Source organism: Microbacterium sp. bgisy189, from assembly GCF_965345345.1.
Taxonomy (GTDB): Bacteria; Actinomycetota; Actinomycetes; order Actinomycetales; family Microbacteriaceae; genus Microbacterium.
On record NZ_CBDRMZ010000001.1, the window covers coordinates 497,523 to 511,730 of the forward strand.

General features: G+C 69.2%; 14 protein-coding genes and 1 tRNA gene. 14 read left to right on the forward strand and 1 reads right to left on the reverse strand.

What is annotated here, in order from left to right:
• Positions 1–86: 86 nt before the first annotated feature.
• From nhaA to ACSF8R_RS02395, 5 genes are all read left to right on the forward strand, one after another.
• Positions 87–1,250 (forward strand): Na+/H+ antiporter NhaA, encoded by a 1,164-nt coding sequence (gene nhaA, locus ACSF8R_RS02375; protein WP_434810380.1) that lies wholly within the window; start codon positions 87–89, stop codon positions 1,248–1,250.
• A gap of 29 nt (positions 1,251–1,279) precedes the next feature.
• Positions 1,280–1,897: a MazG family protein gene (locus ACSF8R_RS02380; protein ID WP_434810381.1), complete on the forward strand. Its 618-nt coding sequence runs from the start codon at positions 1,280–1,282 to the stop codon at positions 1,895–1,897.
• Between the two features lie 31 nt (positions 1,898–1,928).
• A complete protein-coding gene (gene hisS / locus ACSF8R_RS02385) occupies positions 1,929–3,182 on the forward strand; it encodes a histidine--tRNA ligase (RefSeq protein WP_434810382.1) in 1,254 nt (417 codons plus the stop codon).
• 94 nt (positions 3,183–3,276) lie between these two features.
• A complete protein-coding gene (locus tag ACSF8R_RS02390) occupies positions 3,277–4,836 on the forward strand; it encodes a sodium-dependent transporter (RefSeq protein WP_434810233.1) in 1,560 nt (519 codons plus the stop codon).
• Positions 4,833–5,000 (forward strand): methionine/alanine import family NSS transporter small subunit, encoded by a 168-nt coding sequence (locus ACSF8R_RS02395; protein ID WP_434810234.1) that lies wholly within the window; start codon positions 4,833–4,835, stop codon positions 4,998–5,000. Before ACSF8R_RS02390 ends, ACSF8R_RS02395 begins: the two co-directional genes overlap by 4 nt.
• 40 nt (positions 5,001–5,040) lie before the next feature.
• Here the strand turns inward: ACSF8R_RS02395 and ACSF8R_RS02400 are convergent, their stop codons facing one another.
• Positions 5,041–5,514 (reverse strand): DUF4442 domain-containing protein, encoded by a 474-nt coding sequence (locus ACSF8R_RS02400; RefSeq protein ID WP_434810235.1) that lies wholly within the window; start codon positions 5,512–5,514, stop codon positions 5,041–5,043.
• A 129-nt stretch (positions 5,515–5,643) separates the two neighbouring features.
• On the opposite strand from ACSF8R_RS02400, the gene ACSF8R_RS02405 reads away from it, so the two are divergent.
• The 9 genes from ACSF8R_RS02405 (at position 5,644) to ACSF8R_RS02445 (ending at position 14,203) form a co-directional block, all read left to right on the forward strand.
• Positions 5,644–6,318, forward strand: coding sequence for an O-methyltransferase (locus ACSF8R_RS02405; RefSeq protein WP_434810236.1), 675 nt, complete (start codon positions 5,644–5,646; stop codon positions 6,316–6,318).
• Between the two features lie 96 nt (positions 6,319–6,414).
• Positions 6,415–7,695 (forward strand): phosphopyruvate hydratase, encoded by a 1,281-nt coding sequence (gene eno, locus ACSF8R_RS02410; protein ID WP_434810237.1) that lies wholly within the window; start codon positions 6,415–6,417, stop codon positions 7,693–7,695.
• A gap of 28 nt (positions 7,696–7,723) precedes the next feature.
• Positions 7,724–8,224: an FtsB family cell division protein gene (locus ACSF8R_RS02415; RefSeq protein WP_434810238.1), complete on the forward strand. Its 501-nt coding sequence runs from the start codon at positions 7,724–7,726 to the stop codon at positions 8,222–8,224.
• An 80-nt stretch (positions 8,225–8,304) separates the two neighbouring features.
• A complete protein-coding gene (locus ACSF8R_RS02420) occupies positions 8,305–8,775 on the forward strand; it encodes a DUF501 domain-containing protein (protein ID WP_434810383.1) in 471 nt (156 codons plus the stop codon).
• Positions 8,772–10,061: a S8 family peptidase gene (locus ACSF8R_RS02425; protein WP_434810239.1), complete on the forward strand. Its 1,290-nt coding sequence runs from the start codon at positions 8,772–8,774 to the stop codon at positions 10,059–10,061. The genes ACSF8R_RS02420 and ACSF8R_RS02425 overlap by 4 nt, the downstream gene beginning before the upstream one ends.
• A gap of 8 nt (positions 10,062–10,069) precedes the next feature.
• The gene (locus ACSF8R_RS02430) at positions 10,070–11,542 is read left to right on the forward strand and encodes an NAD(P)/FAD-dependent oxidoreductase (RefSeq protein ID WP_434810384.1); all 1,473 of its coding nucleotides are present in this window, start codon (positions 10,070–10,072) and stop codon (positions 11,540–11,542) included.
• A 25-nt stretch (positions 11,543–11,567) separates the two neighbouring features.
• Positions 11,568–11,640, forward strand: a tRNA-Leu gene (locus ACSF8R_RS02435).
• Positions 11,641–11,666: 26 nt separating this feature from the next.
• Complete coding sequence (locus tag ACSF8R_RS02440) at positions 11,667–12,893, forward strand: alanine racemase (RefSeq protein WP_434810240.1); 1,227 nt, start codon at positions 11,667–11,669, stop codon at positions 12,891–12,893.
• A complete protein-coding gene (locus ACSF8R_RS02445) occupies positions 12,890–14,203 on the forward strand; it encodes a D-arabinono-1,4-lactone oxidase (RefSeq protein WP_434810241.1) in 1,314 nt (437 codons plus the stop codon). The genes ACSF8R_RS02440 and ACSF8R_RS02445 overlap by 4 nt, the downstream gene beginning before the upstream one ends.
• The last annotated feature ends 5 nt before the right edge of the window (positions 14,204–14,208 follow it).

The following is a 14,208-nucleotide window of genomic DNA, read 5'->3' on the forward strand; positions in this document are numbered from 1 at the left end:
TTCCCGCCGATCACGCGTTACGCTGGATGCTGGTGCGCCGGGAAGTCTGGTCGGCATTCCTGCTCATCGACCCTGGAAAGGCTCCTATGCGCCTGCTGCGCTCTGCACGTTTCCCCGCGATCATCCTCCTCGCCGCCGCGGCGCTGGGATTGATCCTCGCCAACTCTCCGATCGCCGACGGGGTGCAGGCCGTCAAACACGCGTACGTCGGCATCCCCGGCCTGCTGCAGATGGATGTCGGCCACTGGATCGCCGACGGACTGCTCGCGGTCTTCTTCTTCGTCGTGGCCGTCGAGTTGCAGTTCGAGTTGACCAGCGGTCAGCTCAATTCCGCCAAGAAGGCCCTCCGTCCTGCGATCGCCGCTGCCGGCGGCGTGCTCGTGCCCATCGCTGCCTACCTCGCCTTCGCACACGGCACCGATGCCGCGTCGGGCTGGCCGATCCCGACGGCGACCGACATCGCGTTCGCGCTGGGAGTGCTCGCCGTGTTCGGCAAGGGGCTGCCGTCGGCTTTGCGCGTGTTCCTGCTGGCGCTCGCGATCCTCGACGACATCGTCGGCATCGTGCTCATCGCGGTGCTGTTCACGAGCGACGTGAACTTCTTGTACCTGGGGCTCGCGGTCGTCGGCGTCGTCATCTTCCGCATCCTGAGCGGCCAGCTCGACACACGCGGCCGCGTCCCGGCCGGCATCGCGCTGGTGCTCGTCGGTATCCTCACCTGGTACTTCGTGTACCAGTCGGGCGTGCACGCGACCATTGCGGGCGTCGCCCTCGGACTCGTCATGATCCAGCAGCCGGCGCTGCAAGCGCGTCACCATCTCGAGCCGTGGGTCAATGCGATCGTGCTGCCGCTGTTCGCGTTCGCCTCGGCATCCGTCGCGATCCCCGCGGTGCGCGCGAGCGAACTGTCGCCCGCGTTCTGGGGCGTGCTCGTCGCGCTCCCCATCGGCAAGATCGTCGGCATCACCGCCGCAGGGTGGATCTCGCAGCGCGTCGGCCGCCACGAGGGCGATCCGCCGCCACTTGCCGTCGGCGATCTGCTCGCGGCCGGCGCGCTCGGCGGAATCGGGTTCACCGTCTCGCTGCTGCTCTCCGAGCTCGCATTCGCGGGCGAGGCGGAGATCCGTGATCAGGCGACGCTCGGTGTGCTCGCAGGCTCGATGGTCTCGCTGATTCTGTCGGGCGTGCTGGTGTCGTGGCGCGCGATGCACCACCGCCGGATCGCCGTCGCGCAGGAGCAGCCGGCGTGACCGATCCGCTGCGGCAGGCCGCCGAGACGATGCGCGCGGTGCGCGACCGGTGCGTGTGGTCGCAGCAGATCACGCATGAAGATCTCGTGCCCTACCTGCAGGAGGAGGCGGCCGAGCTGATCGACGCCGTCGAAGCCGGCACGCGTGACGATCTGCGCGAAGAGCTCGGCGACCTCCTGTGGCAGGTGCTCTTCCACGCCGAGATCGCCTCGCGCGACGAGGCCGCGCCGTTCACCATCGACGACGTCGCAGACGGCCTCGTCGAGAAGATGGTGCGGCGTCATCCGCACGTCTTCGCGGATGCCGTGGCGACGACACCCGAAGAGGTACTCGTGCACTGGAACGCGGCGAAGGCGGCCGAGAAGCGCACCCGCACGAGCGTGCTCGACGGGGTCTCGCATCACATGCCTTCGCTCGCCCTCGCGCAGAAGCTGCTGGGCAAGGCGACCGCTGTCGGGGTCGGCGCCACGCCCACGCAGCCGGTCGGCAGCGAGGCGGAGTTGGGCGAGGCGCTGCTGGCACTCGTGGCGACGGCGCGCGCGAACGGCTGGGACGCCGAACGCGCATTGCGGCAGCGACTTCGTGGCCTCGAGGGAGACGTGCGCACGGCAGAAGCGGGGGAGCGGCCCGCCGACCTGGAACAATAGTCCGGTGCCCACCGTGAACCCGCCGCGCGGCATGCGCGACTTCCTCCCCGCCGACAAGGCCCGCCGCGAGCGCGTGCTCGCCGTCATCCGCGAGCGCTACCGCGCCCACGGCTTCGACGAGATCGAGACCCCGGTCATGGAGGACCACGCCCGACTGCACGCGGGTATCGGCGGCGACAACGAGAAGCTCGCCTTCAACATCCTCAAGCGAGGGCTGGATGCCGACGCCGTGCGCGCCGGCGCCGACGACCAGGCTGCGCTCAGCGACCTGGGTCTTCGCTACGACCTGACGGTGCCGCTGGCGCGCTTCTACGCGACCAACCGCGGCCAGCTGCCGACGGTGTTCCGGTCGATCCAGATCGCACCGGTCTGGCGGGCAGAGCGCCCGCAGAAGGGGCGCTATCGCCAGTTCATGCAGTGCGACATCGACATCATCGGTGACGCGTCCGGTCGCGCGGAGGCCGAGCTCATCGTCGCGAGCCTCGACACGCTCGACGCGCTCGGGCTCGAAGGCGGCAGCATCCGTATCAACGACCGCCGCCTGCTCGATGGGATGCTCGACGTGTTCGGGTTCTCGCCCGACGAGCGCCCAGGTGTGCTGATCACGATCGACAAGCTCGACAAGATCGGTCCCGACGGCGTGACCGCTGAGCTGCGCGAGCGCGGCGCGACGGATGCCGCCGTCGACGCCTTCGATGCGTTCCTGACCCGTCCGCAGCTGCTCATCGCGCGCCCGTTCGGTGCGGAGCAGATCCGCGCCGCCCTGCCTGATGGGATCGCCGACGAGGCCGTCGACGCCCTCATCGCCATTGGAGACGCGGTGGCGGGAGCCCGGGGCGGCGATGTTCCGCTCGTGTTCGATCCGTTTCTCGTGCGCGGCATGGGGTACTACACCGGCACGATCTTCGAACTCGCCCACCCGAGTGTCGACTCCTCGCTCGGCGGCGGTGGTCGCTACGACGGCATGATCGGTCGGTTCCTCGGCCAGGACGTTCCGGCCGTCGGCTTCTCGATCGGTTTCGAGCGCATCGTCGACCTCGTCGCGGCGGGCGACGAGCAGGGGAGCGCGGCGATCGTGCTCGTCCATGATCGTGACGTTCCGGTCGCCGAACTGGTCGCGCTGAAGAGCGCCTTGGTGGCCGAGGGAGCGCGGGTGCGGCTCGAGCAGCGCACGAAGAACCTGAAGGGGCTGCTGGAGCGGGCGGCCCAGGACGGCTACACCGCGTTCGCGACCGTCCGTGCCGGCGCTGCACGCGCTGACCTCGAGGTCAAGCCGCTGGACTGACGCTGCCGCCCCGGGTCGTCTCGACCGGGCACAGCAGGACTGGTAGCGTGCGTCCACGCGCCGTCGCGTCGTCTGGGCGGCCGGAAGGAGCGACGTGAGTCAGACCAATGCGGCCCCGCCGCAGGCACGTGAGCAGTGGACCGGGCAGGTCGGGTTCATCCTGTCGGCCATCGGGTCGGCAGTCGGCCTCGGCAACATCTGGCGCTTCCCGGGGGTGGCGTACGAGAACGGCGGCGGGGCGTTCCTGATCCCGTATCTCGTCGCGCTGCTGACCGCCGGTATTCCGATCCTGTTCCTCGACTATGCGATCGGTCACCGCTTCCGCGGATCCGCACCCACGGCGTTCCGCCGACTCGGGGGCCCTCGTGGCCGCTGGCTCGAATCGCTGGGGTGGTTCCAGGTCGCGATCGCGTTTGTCATCGGGCTGTACTACACCGCCGTCATCGCCTGGGCGCTGAGCTTCTTCGTGTTCTCGTTCGACCTGCGCTGGGGGGACGACCCCGAGGCGTTCTTCCTCAAGGACTACCTGCAGGTCTCCGACCCCGGCCTGAGCATGACGTTCGTGCCGAGCGTGCTCATTCCGCTCGCACTCGTGTGGATCGCGACGATCATCGTGCTCGCGCTCGGCGTCGCCAAGGGGCTGCAGCGCGTCAACGTGATCGCCCTGCCGGTGCTGCTGATCGCCTTCGTCGCGCTCGTGGTCCGTGCCCTGTTCCTCGACGGTGCGGCGGATGGCCTGAACGCCTTGTTCACGCCCGACTTCTCGGCACTCGCTGATCCGAACGTGTGGATCGCGGCGTACAGCCAGATCTTCTTCTCGCTGTCGATCGCGTTCGGCATCATGGTCACCTACGCGTCGTACCGCAAGCGCCGTTCGAACCTCACCACGCCGGGCCTGGTCGTCGCGTTCTCGAACTCGTCGTTCGAGATCCTCGCCGGCATCGGCGTGTTCGCGACGCTCGGGTTCTTCGCGTTCGAGCAGGGCGTGGAGGTGTCAGAGCTGGACGGCATCGCAGGCCCCATCCTCTCGTTCGTCACCTTCCCGGCGATCGTGTCCGAAATGCCGGGCGGCACGATCTTCGGCGTGCTGTTCTTCGGCGCGCTCGCCCTCGCCGGCTTCACATCGCTCGTCTCGGTGCTGCAGGTGGTCTCCGCCGCCGTGCAGGAGAAGTTCGGGCTGACGCCCCGCTCGGCGGCTCTCATCATCGGCGGCGGCTCGGCCGTGCTGTCGATTCTCGGCTTCTCGACCACGACGGGGCTCATCACCCTCGACACCGTCGACCAGTGGGCCAACAACATCGGCATCGTCGCATCGGCGATCCTCGTCACGATCCTCGTCATCTGGGTGTTCCGGCGGGGAGAGGAACTGCGTTCGCACCTCAACCGGCTCTCGACCTTCCGCGTCGGTCGCGTGTGGGTGCTGCTGCTGGCCGTCGTTGCACCGATCGTGCTGGGCTACATGCTCATCCAGCGGATCATCACACTCGTCGTCGACGGCTACGAGGGCTACCCCGCCGACTATTTGCTGTATTTCGGCTGGGGCACCGTGGTGTTCCTCGTGATCGCGGCGGCCGTCATGACGTTCCTGCCGTGGCGCCGGAAGCCCGATGACTTCACGCCTTGGCCGGCGTTCGAGAAGGAGGTCCGTCGATGACCCCGATCGCCATCACCTTCCTGGTGCTCGCCCTCGTGATCGTGTGGGGCGGGCTGCTGGTGAGCGCACTCATGCTCGCCCGTCGCCCCGAGCTGACCGACTACCCGCCGGGCGGCACCGACGACCACCGTGAGGATGCCGGCGTGATCCAGCACGACACGTGAGCGCCCTCACGGAACCGGGCCTGATGGAGCCGGTGAACGCTCAGGCGGCTTTCGCTGCCGTGACCCGCTGCTTCTCGCGCACATAGACCTCGCGTCGAACGCGCGCGACGACGTCGCCGTCGCTGTCGGTGATGTCGGTCTCGAACCACTCGAGCACCTTCGCGCCGCCGTGGGCGCGTTCGCGCAGGTCGGCGACCTTCGCAGGGGACACCTCGAAGCGCGCCGTCAGCACGCCGCGGCCGGGCTTGACGAACTCGATCTCACCCTTCGTGTCCCACACGACGTAGTCGCGGCCGAGCTGATGCATGACCAGCATGAAGAAGTACGGGTCGGTCATCGCCGACATCGATCCGCCGAACGCCGTCTTCACGTAGTTGCGGGTGAGCAGGTTCACGTGAAGCTCGACGACCGCCTCGGTCCAGTCCTCCGAGAAGCGGCGCACGCGAATGCCCGCGCAGAGGTTCGGGATCCAGAGGCTCATACCGATGGCGAGACGACGGGGCGTGATGCGCATGCCGCAAGTGTGCGGGTGTCCACTGTCTCTCGAGCCATCGCTTGTGTGACAACCACAATGCGAATGCCGACGTGATGCCGTCGCGTTGGGAGCTTGACGCGTCCGAGGCGGGGCGGGTTGGCTGGTGCCATGACCGAACCGACACCCACGCCTGCGGGCTGGCAGGCCGTCGACCGCTACTTCGCCGACACGCTCGTCGGGCACGACCCCGACCTCGAAGCGGCCGTCGCCGCCCAGCACGAGGCGGGGATGCCGGCAATCGAAGTCGCGCCGGTGAACGCGAAGTTCCTGCACCTCCTGGCGCGGATCGCAGGGGCACGGCGCGTGCTCGAGATCGGGACGCTCGGTGGGTACTCCACGATCTGGCTGGCGCGGGCCGTGTCAGAGGGCGGCGAGGTCGTCACGATCGAGGCCGAGCCCGACAATGCGGCCGTGGCGCGGCGCAGCCTCGAGCGCGCGGGCGTCGCACACAGGGTGCGCATCGAGATCGGTCGCGCCGCCGACGTGTTGCCGCGGCTTTCGGGGGAGGCGCCGTTCGACCTCGTCTTCATCGACGCCGACAAGGAATCGAACACGATCTACCTCGACTGGGCGGCCAGGCTCGGGCGGCCCGGCACCGTCATCGTCGTCGACAACGTGGCACGTTCTGGCAAGGTCGCCGACGCGCACACGACCGACTCGCAGATCGTCGGCGTGCGCGCGGGCCTCGAGATGCTCGGCACCGATCCGCGCTTCGATGCGACCGCGCTGCAGACCCTCGACGCGAAGGGGTGGGACGGCGTCGCTGTGGCCATCGTGCGCTGAAGCGACACGGGACTGCGGCGGGCCGCGCTGATCACTAGACTCGGGTGCGGACCGACGACGCTCCGAGATTCATCCTCCACAAGCAAGGAGTCCCCTGTGGCATTGATCGAGGCTGTAGGCGCCCGCGAAATCCTGGATTCGCGCGGCAACCCGACCGTCGAGGTGGAGGTGCTGCTCGACGACGGCATCGTCCAGCGCGCGGCCGTCCCCTCCGGCGCCTCCACCGGCGCATTCGAAGCGTACGAGCTGCGCGACGGCGACAAGAGCCGCTACGGCGGCAAGGGCGTGCTCAAGGCGGTCGCGGCTGTCATCGACGAGCTCGGCCCGGCGATCGAGGGCGTGGATGCCAGCGAGCAGCGCGTCGTCGACGAGATCCTCATCGGTGTCGACGGCACCGAGAACAAGGGCCGCTGCGGCGCCAACGCGATCCTGGGCGTCTCGCTCGCCGTTGCGAAGGCCGCTGCTGACAGCTCGGACCTGCCGCTGTTCCGCTACCTGGGCGGCCCGAACGCGCACGTGCTGCCCGTTCCGCTGTTCAACGTCATCAACGGTGGCGAGCACGCCGACAACGGCATCGACATGCAGGAGTTCTTCCTCGCGCCCATCGGCGCGTCGAGCTTCTCCGAGTCGCTGCGCTGGGGCACCGAGGTCTACCACGTCCTCAAGGGCGAGCTGAAGGCTGCGGGCTACGCCACGGGCCTCGGCGACGAGGGTGGCTTCGCCCCCGACCTCCCCAGCAACCGTGAGGGCCTCGAGTTCCTCGTCAAGGCGATCGAGAAGGCCGGCTTCAAGCCGGGCTCCGAGATCGCCCTGGGTCTGGACGTCGCGGCGACGGAGTTCTTCAACGACGGCGTATACCGCCTCGACAACAAGGACTGGAACGCCGACGAGCTGACCGACTACTACATCGACCTCGTCGACAGCTTCCCGATCGTCACGATCGAAGACGCCCTCGCCGAGGACGACTGGGACAACTGGACCGCGCTCACCGAGAAGCTCGGCAGCAAGGTCCAGCTCGTGGGCGACGACCTGTTCGTCACCAACCCGCAGCGTCTGGCCGACGGCATCGCCCGCGGTGCCGCCAACTCGCTCCTGGTCAAGGTGAACCAGATCGGCACGCTCTCCGAGACGCTCGACGCGATCTCGGTCGCGCACCGCGCCGGGTACACCACGATGCTCTCGCACCGTTCGGGTGAGACCGAAGACACGACGATCGCCGATCTGTCGGTCGCGGTCAACGCGGGTCAGATCAAGAGCGGCGCGCCCGCACGCAGCGAGCGCGTCGCGAAATACAATCAGCTTCTGCGCATCGAAGAAGAGCTGGGTGACGCGGCGGAGTTCATCGGCCGCGCAGCCTTCCCGCGCTTCAAGGGCTGACAGACCGCACCAGACAGAAGGGGGAGCCGTGACACGACGACCGGCTCCCCCTTCTGCTGTCCGCAGCGGTTCCGGCGCGCCGTCGAACGAGCGACGCCGCGTCGACGTGCGCGACTGGGTCGGCGGCATCCGCTTCTCGGCGTTCACGGCCATCATGCTCGGACTCGTCGTCCTCGCGGCCTTCGTGCTCGTGCCGACGATCGGCACCTACCTCGACCAGCGGCAGCAGATCGCGGCACTCGAAGAGGCCGTGCAGGTGACCGAACAGCAGGTCGCCGACCTCGAGGCCGAGCGCGAACGCTGGTCGGACCCGGCCTACATCACGGCGCAAGCGCGTGAGCGGCTCTACTACGTCACTCCGGGCGAGGTCGTGTACCTCATCGACAACGACCTGCCGGCGGCCGAGCGCCCGCAGGAGCAGGATGCCGTCAGCGACGAAGTCGCCGAGACGCGCACCGACTGGATGTCTCAGCTCGTTCGATCCGTCACCGGCGCCGGCCTGGCGCAGACGGCGACCACGGCCCCCTGAGCATCCTCGCGGCCTCGGCCGCTACCCTAGTGCGAGTGAGTGCCACTCTGACGCCTGCCACCGACCGTGACCTCGACGTCATGCGCGGTCAGCTCGGACGCCCCATGCGCGGCGTGGTCGGCGTCGCAGCCCGCTGCGTGTGCGGCAACCCCACCGTGGTGGCGACAGAGCCCCGGCTCCCGGACGGTACGCCCTTCCCGACGTTCTACTACCTGACGCACCCTGGGGCGACGGCCGCGATGAGCGCGCTCGAGGCGACGCACGTCATGCGAGAGCTCGCGCAACTGCTCGCCGACGACGAAGACATCGCGGCGGGATACGCGCACGCGCACCGCGCCTACCTCGCCGACCGTGCGTCGTACGGCGAGGTAGAGGAGATCGACGGCATTTCCGCCGGCGGCATGCCGACCCGCGTGAAGTGCCTCCACGCCCTCGCGGCGCACAGCCTCGCCGCAGGCCCGGGCGTGAACCCCATCGGCGATCGTGCGCTCGAACTCGGCGATTGGTCGCCCGAGCGCTGCGTGTGCACCGATCCCGGAGGCGGGTCGTGATCCGACGGGTCCTGCCCGCCGCCGTCGCCGCGGCGCTTGCGGTGACATTGTTGACCGCGGGAGCGGCCGCACCCGAGCCGACGCCGGACCCCATCCGGGCCGCCGAATACTGGCTCGAGGACTACGGCGTCACCGAAGCCTGGAAGACGACGCGCGGCGCTGGCACGACGATCGCGATCATCGACACCGGCATCGCACGCGATCCGGAGGAGTTCGCGGGCGCCGTCGCAGGGGGCGCCGACTTCTCCGGCGTCGGGGCGTCCGATGGCCGCTCGCCGGTCGGCGCGGTCGACGCCAACCACGGCAGCTGGGTCGCATCCCTCGCGGCCGCCCGCGGTACGGGTGAGGACACCGGCATGATCGGCGTCGCCCCCGCCGCGAAGCTGCTGTCGCTGTCGGTCGGATTCGGGGCGACCTCCTCGGTGCCCTTCGTCGATCAGGTCGCCGAAGCGATGCACTGGGCCGTCGACCACGGTGCCGACGTCATCAACCTGTCCTTCACGACGAACACGCTCGACTGGGACCGCAGCTGGGACGACGCGTTCCTCTACGCCTACGAGCACGACGTCGTCGTGGTCGTCGCAGCGGGCAACCGGGGCAGCGGCACCGACCGCGTTGGCGCCCCGGCGACGATTCCGGGCGTGCTGACCGTCGGTGGTGTCGACAAGACCGGTAAGGCCAGCGTCGAGGCATCGACGCAGGGCATCACGATCGGCATCTCGGCGCCCAGCGAGCAATTGCGCGGTGTCTCGGCGGACGGTCGGGTCGTCAGCTGGAACGGCACGAGTGGCGCAGCGCCGATCGTGGCCGGCATCGCCGCGCTCGTGCGGTCGGCCTATCCCGACCTGGATGCCGCGAACGTCATCAACCGCATCATCCGCACGGCGACCGCGGTGCCGAACGGCAGCCGAGCCCTCTACGGGTACGGTCTCATCGACGCCGAAGCTGCGGTGTCGGCCGATGTCGCGGCCGTCACGACCAATCCCATGGGTGACCTCAAGGAATGGGTGCGCGTCAACCGACGCGCCGAAGCGGGACCGCAGGCGACCCCGACGGTGACACCGGTGACCGTCGAGGCGCTGCCGCCCGCCGAGGGGCCGACCGAGCGCTCCTCCTCATTGCTTCCGTCGGCCGAGACGCTGCGCTACGGCACCGTCCCGCTCGTCGGTGCGACGCTGACGGCTATACTGGTGGCGCTCGGCGTCACCGCTGCTGCCCGGCGAGTCAGATCGGCGCGCAATTCCGCGCGCGCCGAGCCGTTGAACCAAGGAGCACCACCCCAGTGACCAGCACCGTGCCCAAGATTCTTGTCGTCGGAGGCGGCTACGCGGGCTTCTACACCGCGTGGAAGCTCGAGAAGCACCTCCGCAAGGGCGAAGCCGAAGTCACGATCGTCGACCCGCTGCCGTACATGACGTACCAGCCGTTCCTCCCCGAGGTCGCAGCCGGCGAGATCGAAGCACGCCACGTCATCGTCGGTCACCGTCGTCACCTCAAGAAGACGCGTGTGGTCACGGCCAAGGTCACCGGCATCGACCACGCGAACAAGACGGCGACCATCACGCCCGCCGACGGCGAGCCGTGGCAGGAGTCGTACGACCAGATCGTCGTCACCGCGGGTGCGGTCTCGCGCACCTTCCCGATCCCGGGCATCGCCGACAACGCGATCGGCCTGAAGACGATCGAAGAGGCCGTCGCGATCCGCGACCGCATCCTCACCAACTTCGACCGAGCCTCGAACCTCCCCGCCGGTCCCGAGCGCGATCGGCTGCTGACGACCGTCGTCGTCGGCGGTGGTTTCGCCGGCATCGAGGTGTTCGCCGAGACCCGTGCGCTGGCGTCGTCGCTGCTGAAGGACTACCCGCAGCTCCGCTTCGAAGACACGCACTTCCACCTGATCGAGGCGATGGGTCGCATCATGCCCGAGGTGTCGCTGCCGACGAGCGAGTGGGTCCTCAAGGACCTCGCCAAGCGCGGCGCGAACGTGCACCTCGACACCCAGGTCACCGGCGCTGTCGACGGCAACGTCGAACTGTCGACCGGTGAGGTCATCCCGACAGACCTGATCATCTGGACCGCCGGTGTCATGGCGAACCCGACCGTGGTGCGCGGCAGTGACCTGCCCGTCGAGGAGCGCGGTCGCATCGCGACCCGCGCAGACCTGCGCGTGGGTACCCCCGAGGCGTTCGTCGAGGGCGCATGGGCTGCCGGTGACGTCTCCGCCGTCCCCGACCTGAGCGGTGGCGGCGTGGGTGGGTACTGCGTGCCCAACGCACAGCACGCGGTGCGTCAGGCGAAGCTGCTCGCCAAGAACCTCGTCGCCGTCCTGCGCGGCGAACTGCCCCGCGAGTACGTGCACCACAACCTCGGTGCGGTCGCAGGTCTCGGTCTGTACAACGGCGTGTTCCAGTCCGGAAAGATCGCGCTCAAGGGCTTCCTGGCGTGGTGTGCACACCGGGGCTACCACGGCATGGCCATGCCGTCGTGGGAGCGCAAGTGGCGCGTCATCGGCGACTGGTGGCAGAACTTCTGGCTCGGCCGCGACAACGTGACCCTGCAGACGGTGCAGAACCCTCGATACGTGTTCGAAGAGTTCGCGGCCCGTCCGCGTCCGGCCGCCGGCGCGGCAGCCCCTGCGGCGAAGCCCGCCCCCGCGGCAGAGGCACCGAAGGATGCTGCGCCTGCAGCAGACAAGCCCGCCGCAGACAAGCCCGCAACCAAGAAGCCGGCGGCGAAGAAGGCAGCGAGCACGTCCAAGGCGGGCTGAGTCTGCCGGGCTAGGGTGGGCTCAGGCCCCCGTAGCCCAATGGCAGAGGCAGGCGACTTAAAATCGCTTCAGTCTGGGTTCGAGTCCCAGCGGGGGTACCGACACCCTGCGAAGGAGCGAACCGATGAGCCTCGACCTGCTGGCCGACGTTGCGGCTTCGCCGTCAGCCGATCTCGCGCAGCGATGGGCTGACCGCACCGCGGCCGTCTCCGGGTTGTCGGGGCCGGTCGCGACGATCGATGTCGATGCGCTGCGGTACAACGCGCCCGATCTGGTGGTCCGCTCCGGCGGCGTGCCGATCCGTGTGGCCAGCAAGTCGATCCGGGTGCGGCAGATTGTCGACGCGACACTCGCCCTCCCGGGGTATGCCGGCATCCTCGCCTTCACGCTGCCCGAGGCGCTGTGGCTCGCGGCCGACCACGACGACATCGTGCTCGGTTACCCCACGGTCGACCGGGCGGCGTTGGCGCAACTCGTCGGCGACGCCGATGCGTGCCGGCGGATCACGCTCATGGTCGACGACCCGGCGCAGCTGGATCTCATCGACGCCGTCGCTCGGCCCGGCTCGCGGCCAGAGGTGCGGGTCGCGATCGACGCCGATGCCTCGTGGCGTTCGCCCGTCCTCGGCCACGTCGGGGTGCGGCGATCGCCGCTGCACGACGCGGCGCAGGTCGCCCGATTCGCGCACACCATCGCCGACCGAGACGGCTTCAGGCTCGTCGGCCTCATGATGTACGAGGCGCAGATCGCGGGGCAGCCGGACGACACCGGCCCGGAGGCGCCGATCATCCGCTGGATGCAGCGGCGCAGTGCCGCCGAGCTCGTCGACCGGCGCGCGGCGATCGTCTCCGCCGTGCGCCAGAGTGCCGAGCTCGAGTTCGTCAACGGCGGGGGTACGGGATCGCTCGAATCGACGGCGGCCGACGAATCGGTCACCGAGACGACGGCGGGCAGCGGTCTGCTCGCCGGGCACCTGTTCGACCGATATCGGGCGTTCGATCCGGCGCCTGCCGCGGCCTTCGGACTCGAGGTCGTCCGCAAGCCCCTCGATGACATCGCAACGGTGCTGGGTGGCGGCTGGATCGCGTCGGGGCCTCCGCTCGCGTCCAGACAGCCGCTGCCGGTGTGGCCGATCGGCCTGTCGATGCTGCCCAGAGAGGGCGCCGGCGAGGTGCAGACCCCGCTGCAGGGCGCGTCGGCGCGCGGGCTGCGGGTGGGCGACCGGGTGTGGTTCCGGCATGCCAAGAGCGGTGAGCTCGCTGAGCGGGTCGACCGTTACCACCTCGTGCGTGGCGCCGAGGTGGTCGGTGAGAGTCGGACCTACCGGGGCGAAGGCAAGAGCTTCCTGTGACGCGACCGGGCGGCGAGTGGCAGAACTGGGGTCGCAGCGAACGAGTACGGCCGCAGCGCGTGGAGTTTCCGCCGACCGTCGCGGCCGTGCGACGGGCGGTGCGGGCTTCGGCGTCGCGTGGCATTCCGGTCAAGGCGATCGGCGCCGGGCACAGCTTCTCGGGCATCGCCGTCGCGCCGGGAACACTGCTGGACCTGTCCGACCTGTCCGGTCTGATCGACGTCGATCGGGAGCGCTCACGCGTCCGTCTGCTCGCCGGTACCCGTCTGCATCGCATCCCCGCGCTCCTTGCTCCCTATGGCCTCGCGATGGAGAATCTCGGCGATATCGACAGGCAGTCGATCTCGGGGGCGATCTCGACGGGCACCCACGGCACGGGCACGACGTTCGGCGGCATCGCGACGCAGATCGTCGGTGCGACGCTGGTCACGGCAGACGGCGAGCTGCTCACGGTCTCGGACGAGGAGCATCCTGAACTGCTGCCGGCGGTTGCGCTCGGCCTCGGGGCCCTCGGCGTGCTCGTCGACGTCACCGTCCAATGCGTGCCCGCGTTCACGTTGCACGCGATCGAGCGTCCCGAACCGCTCGCAGACGTCGTGTCCCATGTGGATGCGCGCATGGGCGGTGCCGATCACTTCGAGTTCTATTGGTTTCCGCACACCGACGTCGCCTTGACGAAGACGAACACACGCCGTTCAGCCGACACCCCGATCTCGCCGCAGCCGCCGCTCGCGAAGTGGGTCGATGACGTGTTCATCGGCGGCATCGCGCATCAGGCGGTGTGCTCGACCGGGAGAGCGATCCCCGCCCTCGTTCCCCGGATCAACCGACTCTCGGCGAAGGTGTGGGGCGACCGCACGTTCTCGAACGCATCGCACCGAGTCTTCGCCACAGCCCGCGGCGTCCGGTTCCGCGAGATGGAGTACGCGGTGCCGCTGTCCCGCCTCAGGGAGGCCTTCACCGCCGTGCAGCGCCTGATCGGCGAGCGAGGGTGGCGCATCGAGTTTCCCATCGAGGTGCGCGCGGCGGCAGCCGACGATCGCTGGATGTCGACCGCCCACGGTCGTGACACCGGGTACATCGCCGTGCACAGGTTCTGGCGGACCGATCCCTCCGAATACTTCGGCGCGGTCGAGGAGGCGCTGCTCGCGCACGACGGCCGCCCGCACTGGGGCAAGATGCACACGCTCGGGGCGGCGGCCCTGCAGGAGCGGTACCCGAGGTTCGACGAGTTCGTCGCGCTGCGCGACCGTCTCGACCCGTCGCGGGTCTTCCGCAACGCGTACCTCGACCGCGTCCTGGGTGGGTAACGGCT

Excerpts from the sequence above, each read along its gene's own strand:
- ACSF8R_RS02405 (WP_434810236.1), top strand. The coding sequence starts at position 5,644 with ATGACCGAACCGACACCCACGCCTGCGGGCTGGCAGGCCGTCGACCGC.
- ACSF8R_RS02395 (WP_434810234.1), top strand. The coding sequence starts at position 4,833 with ATGACCCCGATCGCCATCACCTTCCTGGTGCTCGCCCTCGTGATCGTG.
- ACSF8R_RS02440 (WP_434810240.1), top strand. The coding sequence starts at position 11,667 with ATGAGCCTCGACCTGCTGGCCGACGTTGCGGCTTCGCCGTCAGCCGAT.
- ACSF8R_RS02420 (WP_434810383.1), top strand. The coding sequence starts at position 8,305 with ATGCGCGGTCAGCTCGGACGCCCCATGCGCGGCGTGGTCGGCGTCGCA.
- nhaA (WP_434810380.1), top strand. The coding sequence starts at position 87 with ATGCGCCTGCTGCGCTCTGCACGTTTCCCCGCGATCATCCTCCTCGCC.
- ACSF8R_RS02400 (WP_434810235.1), bottom strand. The coding sequence starts at position 5,514 with ATGCGCATCACGCCCCGTCGTCTCGCCATCGGTATGAGCCTCTGGATC.
- ACSF8R_RS02380 (WP_434810381.1), top strand. The coding sequence starts at position 1,280 with ATGCGCGCGGTGCGCGACCGGTGCGTGTGGTCGCAGCAGATCACGCAT.
- hisS (WP_434810382.1), top strand. The coding sequence starts at position 1,929 with ATGCGCGACTTCCTCCCCGCCGACAAGGCCCGCCGCGAGCGCGTGCTC.